General features: G+C 68.8%; 12 protein-coding genes. 9 read left to right on the top strand and 3 right to left on the bottom strand.

Going from position 1 to position 11,518, the window contains the following annotated elements; translation table 11 throughout:
* Window positions 1-51 precede the first annotated feature (51 nt).
* On the top strand, window positions 52-672 hold the full coding sequence (gene yczE, locus AC4D2F_RS07480) for a membrane protein YczE (protein ID WP_104168091.1): 621 nt from the start codon (window positions 52-54) through the stop codon (window positions 670-672).
* Between the two features lie 201 nt (window positions 673-873).
* Window positions 874-1,734 (top strand): MBL fold metallo-hydrolase, encoded by an 861-nt coding sequence (locus AC4D2F_RS07475; protein ID WP_490910024.1) that lies wholly within the window; start codon window positions 874-876, stop codon window positions 1,732-1,734.
* Window positions 1,735-1,746: 12 nt separating this feature from the next.
* On the opposite strand, the gene AC4D2F_RS07470 is transcribed toward AC4D2F_RS07475, so the two are convergent.
* Window positions 1,747-3,015, bottom strand: coding sequence for an FAD-binding protein (locus tag AC4D2F_RS07470; RefSeq protein WP_104168093.1), 1,269 nt, complete (start codon window positions 3,013-3,015; stop codon window positions 1,747-1,749).
* A 145-nt stretch (window positions 3,016-3,160) separates the two neighbouring features.
* On the opposite strand from AC4D2F_RS07470, the gene AC4D2F_RS07465 reads away from it, so the two are divergent.
* From AC4D2F_RS07465 to AC4D2F_RS07435, 7 genes are all read left to right on the top strand, one after another.
* Window positions 3,161-4,183, top strand: coding sequence for a LacI family DNA-binding transcriptional regulator (locus AC4D2F_RS07465; protein ID WP_490910023.1), 1,023 nt, complete (start codon window positions 3,161-3,163; stop codon window positions 4,181-4,183).
* Between the two features lie 272 nt (window positions 4,184-4,455).
* The gene (locus AC4D2F_RS07460; protein WP_490910022.1) at window positions 4,456-5,799 is read left to right on the top strand and encodes an ABC transporter substrate-binding protein; all 1,344 of its coding nucleotides are present in this window, start codon (window positions 4,456-4,458) and stop codon (window positions 5,797-5,799) included.
* A gap of 99 nt (window positions 5,800-5,898) precedes the next feature.
* Window positions 5,899-6,849, top strand: a complete 951-nt coding sequence (locus AC4D2F_RS07455; RefSeq protein ID WP_490910021.1) for a carbohydrate ABC transporter permease — start codon at window positions 5,899-5,901, stop codon at window positions 6,847-6,849.
* Window positions 6,850-6,852: 3 nt separating this feature from the next.
* The gene (locus AC4D2F_RS07450; protein WP_490910020.1) at window positions 6,853-7,779 is read left to right on the top strand and encodes a carbohydrate ABC transporter permease; all 927 of its coding nucleotides are present in this window, start codon (window positions 6,853-6,855) and stop codon (window positions 7,777-7,779) included.
* A gap of 47 nt (window positions 7,780-7,826) precedes the next feature.
* Window positions 7,827-9,338 (top strand): arabinosylfuranosidase ArfA, encoded by a 1,512-nt coding sequence (gene arfA / locus AC4D2F_RS07445; RefSeq protein ID WP_490910019.1) that lies wholly within the window; start codon window positions 7,827-7,829, stop codon window positions 9,336-9,338.
* The gene (locus tag AC4D2F_RS07440; RefSeq protein ID WP_490910018.1) at window positions 9,335-10,252 is read left to right on the top strand and encodes an aldose 1-epimerase family protein; all 918 of its coding nucleotides are present in this window, start codon (window positions 9,335-9,337) and stop codon (window positions 10,250-10,252) included. Before arfA ends, AC4D2F_RS07440 begins: the two co-directional genes overlap by 4 nt.
* A 103-nt stretch (window positions 10,253-10,355) precedes the next feature.
* The gene (locus AC4D2F_RS07435; protein ID WP_104168099.1) at window positions 10,356-10,616 is read left to right on the top strand and encodes a DUF2630 family protein; all 261 of its coding nucleotides are present in this window, start codon (window positions 10,356-10,358) and stop codon (window positions 10,614-10,616) included.
* 17 nt (window positions 10,617-10,633) lie between these two features.
* Here AC4D2F_RS07435 and AC4D2F_RS07430 read toward each other — a convergent pair whose 3' ends face one another.
* Both AC4D2F_RS07430 and AC4D2F_RS07425 read right to left on the bottom strand, forming a co-directional pair.
* A complete protein-coding gene (locus tag AC4D2F_RS07430; RefSeq protein ID WP_490910017.1) occupies window positions 10,634-10,855 on the bottom strand; it encodes a hypothetical protein in 222 nt (73 codons plus the stop codon).
* A gap of 120 nt (window positions 10,856-10,975) precedes the next feature.
* Complete coding sequence (locus tag AC4D2F_RS07425; RefSeq protein ID WP_490910016.1) at window positions 10,976-11,512, bottom strand: GNAT family N-acetyltransferase; 537 nt, start codon at window positions 11,510-11,512, stop codon at window positions 10,976-10,978.
* Between the last annotated feature and the right edge of the window lie 6 nt (window positions 11,513-11,518).

Raw genomic sequence — 11,518 nt, 5'->3', positions numbered from 1 at the left:
TGGCACGATTGGCATCTTGATGTAAGTCCAATTCCCGGTTGTACTGGGACCATGACGTTCCTCGGCGCCCGGCGCGGGCTGCAGCTCCTGCTCGGCCTCTTCCTCTACGGTTTCTCGCTCGCGATGATGATCAGGGCCACGCTCGGGGTCTCGCCCTGGGACGTCCTGGGGCAGGGCGGCTCCCTCCAGACCGGCATCCCGTTCGGCTTCATGACCAACATCATCGGCCTGATCGTCCTGCTGCTCTGGATCCCGCTCCGGCAGCGTCCGGGCATCGGGACCGTCCTGAACGTCCTGCTCGTGGGGCCCAGTGCGGAGATCGGCCTCGCGGTACTCGGAGAGCCGAGCCAGCTGTGGGGGCGGATCCTGCTGTTCACCGGCGGACTGGTGCTGCTGGCGGTGGCCAGCGGCCTCTACATCGGCGCCCGCCTCGGGCCGGGCCCGCGCGACGGCCTCATGACGGGCCTCCATGCCCGCTTCGGGCTGCCGATCTGGCTCGTCCGCACGGCCATCGAGGGGACCGTGCTGCTGCTCGGCTGGCTGCTCGGCGGGTCGGTCGGCCTCGGCACGGTCGCCTTCGCCCTGCTGATCGGGCCGTTGATCAACGTCACGCTGCCGATCTTCCGTATGCCCGAGCGAGCCCCTCGGACACCCGCCGCCGTCACCGTCTGACCGGACGGTCCGGGCCGACCGGGCACGCGCCGGACCGGTTGGGCCGCGCCGCCTGACCGGACAGCCGGAGCCGGACCGGGCACGCACCGGACGCGCGGCCGCCGGGCACGGACCGGGCACATACCGGCCGGCGGTCGCGCCGTGCAGCCGGGTCGCGTGCCACCGACCTAGACTGGAGCTCCTGCCGTCAGAGAGGACCCCATGACCACCGACGTCCCCAGCGAGAACAGCGGCCCGTGGCGGGAGCTCGGACCGGGCATCCATGTGCTGCGCACTGCGGGTTCCCGGACCAATATCGGGCTCGTCGTCGGCTCCGAGCAGGCGCTGGTCGTCGACACGGGGCCAGGACCGATCGCTGCGGCGGAGGTGTACTCGCAGGTGCGGGCCGTCACGGGCCTGCCGCTCGTCGTCGTGAACACCCACGCCCATGCGGACCATTTCTTCGGCAACGACTACTTCGCCGCGCACGGCGTCGAGGAGTTCTGGGCCACGGCGCGGTGCAGCGCCGTCCAGGCCGAGAACGGCGAGGACCAGCGGGCGCCGGTCGCCTCCGTCGAGCCGGCCATGGGTGCGGGCGACGGCGAGCACACCCGGATCGTCCCCGCCAACCGGCTCGTGGAAGGCACTCCCGTGGACCTCGACCTGGGAGGCCAGTCCGTGACGCTGTTCCACCTCGGACGCGGTCACACCGACCACGACCTGCTGGTGGGCGCCGGGAACGTGCTCTTCGCGGGGGACCTCGTGGAGGAAGGCGCGGATCCGGTCTTCGAGGACTCGTTCCCCGTGGACTGGGTGCGGACCCTCGGCAAGATGGTGGCCCTCGAGGACCTCTACGACGTGTTCGTGCCCGGTCACGGCGAGCCGGTGGCCGTCGAGGCCGTCGTCACGCAGATGAACACGATGCGCAGCGCCATCCGGGTGACCCGGGTGGCCATGGACGAGGCCTCGGTGGACATGACCAAGGCCATCCCGCTCCTGCCGTACGGCCCCGAGCAGTCCCGGGCACTGCTCATCCGCCTGCGCACCCTCGCGCACTGGAAGTGGCCGGCGCGCAAGCACTGAGGCGGTGTCCTCCTAGGCGCCGAAGACCGTGCGGTCGAGGAAGGCGTTGCGGAACGTACCCTCGGGATCCAGGCGACGGGCGAGGCGCCGGAAGTCCTCGAAGCGGGGATAGAGCGGGGCCAGCTGGGCGGCGTCGGCCGCGAACAGCTTTCCCCAGTGCGGGCGGGCACCCAGGGGGAGCAGCGCCGCCTCGAGCTCCGGCAGCAGTGCTTCGACCTCGTCCTGCAGCGGCTTCCAGGTGAAGTGGAGGCCGATCCCGTCGCGGCGGTAGTTGCTGCTGAGCCACAGCTCGTCCGCCGCCATGGAGCGCACCTCCGAGACCAGCAGCAGTGGCGCGATCCTCGGCGCCAGGGCGCGCACCGCCTGGATCGCCTCGACGGCGTGCTCACGGCCTACGAGGTACTCCGTCTGCAGCTCCTGCCCGTTGCTGGGAGTGAATGCGAGGCGGAAGTGGGCCAGCCGGTCCGACCACGGTCCGGGGACGCCGAGTTGCTGCGTGCAGTGGTCCGCGGCCACCCCCGGCACCGGATGGTGGGCACGGTCCGCCGGTGAACCGCCGTAGAACGCATCCGGGACGGGGCGGGCCCCGTCGACGCGGCTCTTCAGCCACGCCTGGCCGATGGTGTCGCCCGCCCAGTCCGTGAACAGGCTGACGCTGTACGCGGCGGACGTGGCGGCGTCGTAGTCCGCGAGTACCGCGTCCCACGGGACGTCCGTGAACACGTCCTGGCGCACGTCGAAGGAGGGTTCGATGCGCAGGGTCACGCGGTGGACGACGCCGAGGGCGCCGAGGCCCACGACGGCGCCGTCGAAGTCGTCGTCGCCTGCGGCCAGGACCAGGACGTCGCCGGACGCGGTCACGAGCTCGAGCCCGACGACGGCGGTGGCGAGGTTGCCGTTCGCGTCCCCGGAGCCGTGGGTGGCGGTGGCGATGGCGCCTCCGACCGAGATGTGGGGGAGGGAGGCCAGGTTGTGCAGGGCGAAGCCGCGGCGCTGCAGGTGTTCGGCGAGGACTCCGTAGCGCACGCCTGCGCCCACCGTGACGGTGAGGGTGTCCTCGTCGATGTGCACCCCGGGGTCGAGTACGTCCAGGCAGACGAGGGTCCCGGGGCTGTCCGCGATGTCGTTGAAGGAGTGGCGCGAGCCGAGCGCGCGGATGCGGGTGGCCCCCGCGACGGCTCGCTGGAGGTCGGCGAGCGAGGTGGGGTGCAGGATCGTCCCGGCCCGGTACTCGTAGTTGCCCGCCCAGTTGAGCCTGTCGCGTACCTGTTCCTCGAGCATGATGGTCCCTGTCTGGCCGGTGTCGCGGCGGCCGGCGTCGGGGCCGCAGCGGCACGTCGAGAGGCGTGCCCGCCTATCCTACAACGTTGTAGAATCACCACACGCGTGACGTGCAGGGCATCACGACAGGACCCGAGGGAGCGGCATGGCGGCCACACTGAAGGACGTCGCACTGGCAGCCGGCGTTTCGATCAAGACCGTCTCCAACGTCATCAACGACTACGAGCACATCCGCGCCGACACGAAGCAGCGCGTCATGGACGCCATCGCCGACCTCGGCTACAGCCCCAACCTCTCCGCGCGGAGCCTGCGCTCGGGCCGCACCGGGGTGATCGGGCTCGCCGTCCCCGAGCTGTCGCTCAGCTATTTCGCGGAACTGGCCGACTCGACCATCAAGGCTGCGGAACGGCGCGGGCTGAAGGTGCTCATCGAGCAGACCGGCGGCGACCGCTCCCGCGAGCTCGAGATCCTGTCCAGTCCGCGGCTGCAGATGACGGACGGACTGCTGTTCAGCCCGCTCGGCATGTCCAACGAGGACGCCGACCACCTGAACGTCAACTTCCCGCTCGTGCTGCTCGGGGAGCGGATCTTCGGCGGGCCCACCGACCACGTGACCATGAGCAACGTCGACTCCGCCCGCGCCGCGACCGAACACCTGATCTCGCGGGGCCGGCGCCGTATCGCCGTCGTCGGCGGCCACGAGGGCGAGGTGATCGGATCGGCCGGGCTGCGCCTGCGCGGCTACCGGCAGGCTCTCGACGCGGCAGGCATCCCGTTCGATCCTGACCTCGTCGCGTACACGACACTCTGGCACCGGGCCAACGGCGCCACCTCCATGCGGGAACTGCTCGCCTCCGGCGTCGGATTCGATGCGCTGTTCGGCATGAACGACACCCTCGCGCTGGGTGCGATGCGCGTGCTGCAGGAGGCGGGGCTGCGGATCCCCGACGACGTCGCGGTGATCGGCTTCGACGACCTGGACGAGGGCAGGTACTCGCTGCCGACGCTGTCCACGATCGATCCGGGCAGGGACGAGATCGCGGACACCGCGGTGCGGGTGCTGCAGGAGCGTATCTCGGGACGTGTCGGCGGCGTCCCGCCCCGCGAGTTCGAGGCGCACTTCCAGGTCATCGAGCGGGAGTCCTCCGCGCTGGCCCGGTCACATTGAGGCCTGTGTGCCTTTTTCCGCGAATGCTTGACACCGGCCCGAGCTACTCTGCATAGTTTCTACATCGTTTACCTACAACGATGTAAATGACGGAACCGACTCTCGCAGATACCCGCCCGATCGGGCGGATCGGCAGGAGGAAGGACCCGGATCAAGGAAGATTCGAGCGGGCTCGGCACCTCGTGCCCCGGCGATCCTCCTCCCTGCAGCACCTGGACCGGCCACCCCGGGCGGACCACGGTGGAATGCCACCGCGAGAGGAAGCAAGAGATATGAAGGCCACATACCTGGCAACGGCGGGCATCGCAGCCGCCGCCGTAGTACTGACCGGCTGCTCCGGAGGAAGCGACAGCGGAGGCGGCTCCGAGGCCGCGTCCTGCACCAACACGATCGTCAATACCGAGGCTCCCCAGGTGACCGTCTGGGCCTGGTACCCGGCGTTCGACCAGGTGGTCGACCAATTCAACAACGCCAACGACGACGTCCAGATCTGCTGGACGAACGCGGGTCAGGGCAACGACGAGTACACGAAGTTCTCCACGTCGATCGAGTCCGGCTCCGGCGCCCCGGATGTCATCCAGCTCGAGTCCGAGGTCCTCTCCAGCTTCACGATCCGCGACGCGCTCGTGGACCTGACGGAGTACGGCGCCGACGAGGTCGAGGACCAGTACGCCGCAGGCGCCTGGGAGGACGCTTCGAGCGGTGACGCCGTCTACGCCATCCCGGTCGATGGCGGACCCATGGGCATGCTGTACCGGCAGGACATCTTCGACGCCGCCGGCATCGAGGTGCCCACCACGTGGGCGGAGTTCGAGGCTGCGGCCCGGACGCTCAAGGAATCCGGGAGCGAAGCCGTCATCGCCGACTTCCCGACCAACGGGCGTGCGTTCAACCAGGCACTGTTCGCGCAGGCCGGTTCCGAGCCCTTCGTGTACGACTCCGCGAACCCGCAGGAGATCGGCATCAAGGTCAACGACGAGGGCGCCAAGAAGGTGCTCGACTACTGGGACGGCCTCGTCAAGGACGGCCTCGTCGCGACCGACGACGCCTTCACCGCCGACTACAACACCAAGCTCGTCGACGGCTCCTACGCCGTCTACCTCGCGGCGGCCTGGGGCCCCGGATACCTGCAGGGCCTGTCCGACGCCGATCCCGAGGCGATCTGGCGTGCAGCTCCGCTGCCGCAGTGGGACGCAGCGAACCCCGTCCAGGTGAACTGGGGTGGTTCCACCTTCGCCGTGACCGAACAGGCCGGGGACAAGGAGCTGGCAGCCAAGGTGGCCATGGGCATCTTCGGCAACGAGGAAGGCATGAACCTCGGTGTGGACGCGGGGGCGCTCTTCCCGTCCTATGCACCGGTTCTCGAGTCCGACGAGTTCGCCACCAAGGAGTACGAGTTCTTCGGCGGACAGCAGATCAACCAGGACGTGTTCCTCGATGCTGCGGCCGGCTACGAGGGAGCCACCTTCAGCCCGTTCCAGAACTACGCGTACGACCAGCTCACCGAGCAGATCTACGCGATGGTGCAGGGCGAGAAGGACTCGGGCCAGGCGCTCGACGATCTCCAGGCATCGCTCGAGCAGTACGCGACCGAGCAGGGCTTCACCCTGAAGTAGTCAGCCGGGAAGGTGCCCGCGTCCCGCGCGGGCACCTTCCCTCCCGGTCCTTCCCGGACCCACCCACCGTGACATCCGCCAGCCCGAGAAGGACTTTCCATGGCTACGACTACCGCGCCGACGTCGTCCCAGAGCGCCGAGGCATCACAGCAGGGTAAGCACCGCCCCGACCGGAACTACCGGCGCAGGCAGCGATGGGGCTGGCTCTTCGTCGCACCTTTCGCCCTGATCTTCCTGAGCTTCCTCATCCTGCCGCTGCTCTTCGCGTTCAGGATGAGCCTGTTCACCAACACGCTCGCGAGCGGGACCGACTTCGTGGGTGTCGACAACTACGTGAAGGCGTTCACCGACCCGATCTTCCTCAGCGGACTCGGTACCGTCGCGAAGTTCGCCCTCATCATGATCCCCGCGCAGATGATCGTGGCCCTCCTCGCTGCGCTCGTCCTCGACAACCTCGCTACCTGGGCCTCGAAATTCTCCCGGCTGATGATCTTCGTGCCCTACGCGGTGCCGGTGGTCATCGGTGCCCTGATGTGGGGCTTCCTCTACAGCCCCCGCTTCGGCCCGGCAGCGGACCTCTTCAACCTCGTCGGACTCGCAGCGCCCGAGTTCCTCTCGCAGGACAACATCTTCGGCAGCCTCGTGAACATCGTGACGTGGCAGTGGGCCGGCTACTACATGATCATCATCTACGCCGCCCTCCGCGGCATCGATCCGGGAATCTACGAGGCCGCGGTGCTCGACGGCGCCACCGACCGCCAGATCGCCTGGCGGATCAAGATCCCGATGATCTCCTCGTCGCTGGTCATGGTGGTCATCTTCGCCCTGATCGGCACCCTGCAGTTCTTCACCGAACCGCAGGTCCTGAGGGGAGTGGCGCAGGGAGCCATCCCGGTGTCCTACACGCCGAACATGTATGCGTTCTCGCTGGCCTTCTCCTACAGCCAGTTCAACTACGCCTCCGCGATCTCCTTCGCGCTCGGGATCGTGGTCTTCGTCTTCTCCTTCATCTTCCTCTTCCTGACCCGCAAGCAGAGCGGACTGAAATAAGCCATGGCACTCGTCACAGACACTCCACACCGGCAGGGCGGCCAGAAGGCCCGCAGTTCGGCATCGCGGAACCGGGCCCGCAACGGCGGCTCACGCATCGGCTCGCACATCTTCCTGCTCATCCTCGTCATCTACTTCATCACCCCCCTCTGGTGGCTGACGGTCGCAAGCACCAAGGACACCGCCGGATTGTTCGGAGGAAGCGGCGGACCGCTCTGGTTCGACGACGAGTTCCACTTCGTCAGCAACATCCAGGGCCTGTTCGAACGCCAGGACGGCATCTACTGGCGCTGGCTCGGCAACTCCTTCCTGTATGCGATCTCGGGAGGGGTGGGAGCGACGATCCTCGCCGTCCTCGCGGGGTACGGTTTCGCCAAGTACGACTTCCGCGGCCGCGGAGCCTTCTTCGGGATCCTCCTCGGAGCGGTCATGGTGCCACTCACCGCGCTGGTCATCCCCACGTTCGTGCTCCTGAGCTCGGTGGGCCTGGTGAACACCATCTGGGCCGTCATCCTGCCGTCCCTGCTCAGCCCCTTCGGCGTCTACCTCATGAGGGTCTTCGCCCAGGAAGCCGTGCCGGACGAGTTGCTCGACGCCGCCAGGATCGACGGTGCGGGGGAGATCCGCACCTTCTTCCAAATCGCCCTGCCGCTGCTGCGGCCGGCCATCGTCACCGTCCTCCTCCTCTCCGTCGTCGGGACCTGGAACAACTTCTTCCTGCCGCTGGCGGTCCTCAGCGACCCGCTGCTGCTCCCCGTCACGGTCGGGCTGAACGGCTGGCAGGCGCTCTCGAACGCCGGCAGCGGCGGTGAGGCGCTGTGGAACCTGATCACCACGGGTGCCTTCATCTCGATCATCCCGCTGATCATCGCCTTCCTGTCCCTCCAGAAGTACTGGCAGGGCGGGCTGTCGCTGGGCTCGCTCAAGTAGCCCGCACGCCTCTCCACGCCACGACACCCACCAGAGAAAGCAGCCCCATGCAGAACGCACGCCTCACGCTGGACCCCCACTTCGCAGTCGGGCCCATCAACCGCAACATCTTCGGCGGCTTCGTCGAACATCTCGGTCGCCACGTCTACGACGGCATCCACGAGCCCGGGCATGCCACGGCCGACGACGAGGGCTTCCGGCAGGACGTCATCGACCTGGTCCGCGAGATGGGTGTCTCGACCATCCGGTACCCCGGAGGCAATTTCGTCTCGGGCTTCCGGTGGGAGGACAGCGTGGGGCCCCGTGAGGAGCGCCCCACGCGGCTGGACCTGGCCTGGCATTCGACCGAGACCAACCAGGTGGGCCTGCACGAATTCGCATCCTGGCTGCGGAAGGTCGACAGCGATCTCATGCTCGCCGTGAACCTCGGCACCCGCGGCACCCTCGAGGCCCTGGAACTCCTCGAGTACTCCAACCTGCCCAAGGGCACCGCCCTCGCCGACCAGCGCATGGCCAACGGCCGGCCCGATCCGTTCGCCGTCAGGATCTGGTGCCTCGGCAACGAGATGGACGGCCCCTGGCAGCTCGGCCACCGCTCCGCCGAGGACTACGGCAAGCTCGCGTCCCGCACGGCGAAGGCGATGCGGCAGCTCGACCCGTCCATCGAACTCGTGGCCTGCGGCTCCTCCAGCGCGCACATGCCCACCTTCGGGGAGTGGGAGCGCGTGGTCCTCTCGCACACGTACGACGACGTCGACTACATCTCCTGCCACGCCTACTACGAGGAGAAGGGCGGCGACCTCGGCTCCTTCCTCGCGTCCGCCGTCGACATGGACCACTTCATCGAGTCCGTCGTCGCGACCGCCGACCACGTGAAGGCAGTCCGCGGCAGTACGAAGACCATCAACATCTCCTTCGACGAGTGGAACGTCTGGTATATCAGCCGCTTCGAGAACGTCGACAAGATCGAGGGACTCGACAACTGGCCCGTCGCCCCGCGCCTGCTGGAGGACTGTTACTCGGTGGCGGACGCCGTCGTGTTCGGCAATCTGATGATCTCGCTGCTGAAGCACGCGGACCGCGTCACCTCCGCATCGCTGGCACAGCTCGTCAACGTGATCGCCCCGATCATGACCGAGCCCGGCGGTCCCGCGTGGCGCCAGACGACCTTCTTCCCGTTCTCCATCACCTCGAAGCTGGCGCGGGGCTCGGTCCTCGAGCTCAAGCTCGACGCCGGTACGTATGAGACCGGCGAGTACGGCGTCGTGCCCCTCGTGGACGCCGTGGCCACGCACGACGACGCGACGGGTGCCACCGCCGTGTTCCTCGTCAACCGGTCGCAGACCGAGGAGACGACCGTGACCATCGATGTCGCGGCGCTCCCCGGAATCACCGGGGTGACCGCGGAGTCGCTGTACGATACGGACGTATATGCCCGGAACACTCTCGAGGAGCCCGACCGCGTGACCATGAGACCGAACACCTCCGCCAAGCTCGACGGCGGCGCCGTCACCATCACGCTCCCGCCCGTCTCCTGGACGGCCGTAGCCCTCGCATGAACCGCCAGGCTCCCATCGAATACCGGATCCAGGGTGGCGGGTACACGGCCGTCGTCCTCGGGCTCGGCGCAGCCGTCCGCGAACTCACCCATGACGGCCGTCCGCTCGTGGTCGGATTCGGTGCACAGGAGGCGATGCCCAACTTCCGCGGCGCCTTCGTCGCCCCGTGGCCGAACCGCATCGAGGACGGTCGGTACGCGTTCGACGGTGCCCACTACGAGTTGCCGATCAACGAGCCCGAGCGCGGCGCGGCCCTCCACGGGCTCGTCTTCGACGTCCCCTGGTCGCTCGTGGAGCACACCGGGTCCTCCGTCACGCTCGCGTGTGCCATCGAGCCGGTCGCGGCCTACCCCTTCGAGGTGGCCCTCGAAGTGCGCTTCAGCGTCAGCGGTGAGGGCTTCAGGACGGACGTCACGGCCCTCAACACCGGTGGTCGGCGCGCGCCCTACGGCGTCTGCCCGCACCCGTATCTCGTCGCCGGGCCGTCGCCCCTCGACGCCTGGGTGCTCGAACTTCCCGCGGCCACGGTCCTCACGGTCACGCCCGACCGGCTGCTACCCGTGGCGAAGGAGGCCGTCGCCGGGACGCCGTTCGACTTCCGGACGGCCCACGCGCTCGGCGACGTGCAGATCGACCACGCGTTCACCGACCTGGAGCGCGACGCCGCCGGCCGTGCCATGGTGCGGGTCACCGACCCGACCCACGGCACCGGGACCGCCATGGTGTGGGACGGGAGCTGCCCGTGGGTCCAGATCCACACGGCCGACCTGCCGCTGAAGCCGGAGAGCACGCGCCTCGGTCTCGCCGTCGAACCCATGACCTGCCCGCCGGATGCCTTCAACACGGGCGAGGACCTGATCGTCCTCGAGCCCGGGGAGACCCACCGGACGGGCTGGACCATCTCGGCCCTGTAGGACCGGCGGAGGTCCTGCTGCGCCCTCTCGCCGCCGCGGGGAACTCTGGTCCCGTCCGGCGTTCGCGGGTACGGTACCCCCAGGCACGGTGAGGAGGCCCGGCATGGACGACCAGGACATCCTGTCCACCATCCGCTCCCTCGTGGAGGAGGAGCACCGGCTCCGGCAGAACGCCGCCACCAGCGTCCGGGGCCACGAGAACGAGGGACGCCTGCGCCGCATCGAGGAGAGCCTGGACCAGTGCTGGGACCTGCTGCGGCAGCGCCGGGCCAAGAAGGAGTACGGCGAGAACCCCGATGGGGCGTCCGTCCGCCCGGTCAGCCAGGTGGAGGGCTACTGGCCCCGGTCGAGGGGCCGGTCCTAGGGCTGCGGGAAGGGAGTTCACCCCAGGAGCTGGTCGAGGGTGACGAAGCCGTAACCGACGCTGCTGATCCGATCGACGACCCGGGCCAGTGCGTCGGCGCCGAGGGTGCTGCCGTCGTCCGGGCGGGCTCCGGCATGCATGGGGACGATCTCGCCGGGCTGGAGTCCGCCGAGCACCCGGGCGGTGACCGTCTGCGTGCTGATGCCACCACTGGCGCCCTTCCAACCCAGGGTGTCCACGGTCCACCGGACGGCGACCTACCCCAGGTCGTCCACCGCGGCGATCGTCCTCGCGTCCCGTCCGCCGAAGGGGAAGCGGAAGAACGGACGGGGTCGGCGCCGGCCCGGGAGGGCTGCCGATCAGGGCAGGATGCGCTGGTACAGCAGGTGGTCCTGCCAGGACCCCGCGATGCGGAGGTAGGACGGCGCCGTCCCGATGAGCGTGAATCCGGCCCGTCGCAGGACGGTCGTCGACGCGGTGTTGTGCGGCAGGACGGACGCCTGGACGCGATGCAGTCCCAGTTCGTCCCGGGCATGCCGCAGCACGTCCTGCAGGGCCGTCGAGCAGACGCCCCGACCCTGCATCCATCGGGCCACCCAGTAGCCGACATGGGCGCTGAGGAACGGACCATGGACGATGCCGGAGAGAGTCATCGTGCCGATGATCCGTTCCTCCGTCGCCAGGACCCACGGCATGTCGGTGCCCGCCGCCCGGCCTTCGAGCCGCCGGGCAATCTGCTCCGCCTGGCCCGCCTCGGTGAAGAAGCCGTCCTCCCGCAGGGGTTCCCACGGCGCGAGGTGCTCCCGGTTGTCCCGGTACGCCTGTGCGAGAGCGGCCGCGTCCGTCGCCCTCAAGGGGCGCAGGCTCACGCCTGATGGGAAGGTGGGTGGGGGCACCCGGTA

The organism is Arthrobacter sp. TJ-263 (assembly GCF_058269155.1).
The sequence above is the reverse complement of the archived record's forward strand: the minus strand, read 5'-3'. Positions and strand labels throughout refer to the sequence as shown.

What these genes read in the sequence shown, in the direction of transcription:
- yczE (WP_104168091.1), top strand. Translation starts at nt 52, where the DNA reads ATGACGTTCCTCGGCGCCCGGCGCGGGCTGCAGCTCCTGCTCGGCCTC.
- AC4D2F_RS07475 (WP_490910024.1), top strand. Translation starts at nt 874, where the DNA reads ATGACCACCGACGTCCCCAGCGAGAACAGCGGCCCGTGGCGGGAGCTC.
- AC4D2F_RS07470 (WP_104168093.1), bottom strand. Translation starts at nt 3,015, where the DNA reads ATGCTCGAGGAACAGGTACGCGACAGGCTCAACTGGGCGGGCAACTAC.
- AC4D2F_RS07465 (WP_490910023.1), top strand. Translation starts at nt 3,161, where the DNA reads ATGGCGGCCACACTGAAGGACGTCGCACTGGCAGCCGGCGTTTCGATC.
- AC4D2F_RS07460 (WP_490910022.1), top strand. Translation starts at nt 4,456, where the DNA reads ATGAAGGCCACATACCTGGCAACGGCGGGCATCGCAGCCGCCGCCGTA.
- AC4D2F_RS07455 (WP_490910021.1), top strand. Translation starts at nt 5,899, where the DNA reads ATGGCTACGACTACCGCGCCGACGTCGTCCCAGAGCGCCGAGGCATCA.
- AC4D2F_RS07450 (WP_490910020.1), top strand. Translation starts at nt 6,853, where the DNA reads ATGGCACTCGTCACAGACACTCCACACCGGCAGGGCGGCCAGAAGGCC.
- arfA (WP_490910019.1), top strand. Translation starts at nt 7,827, where the DNA reads ATGCAGAACGCACGCCTCACGCTGGACCCCCACTTCGCAGTCGGGCCC.
- AC4D2F_RS07440 (WP_490910018.1), top strand. Translation starts at nt 9,335, where the DNA reads ATGAACCGCCAGGCTCCCATCGAATACCGGATCCAGGGTGGCGGGTAC.
- AC4D2F_RS07435 (WP_104168099.1), top strand. Translation starts at nt 10,356, where the DNA reads ATGGACGACCAGGACATCCTGTCCACCATCCGCTCCCTCGTGGAGGAG.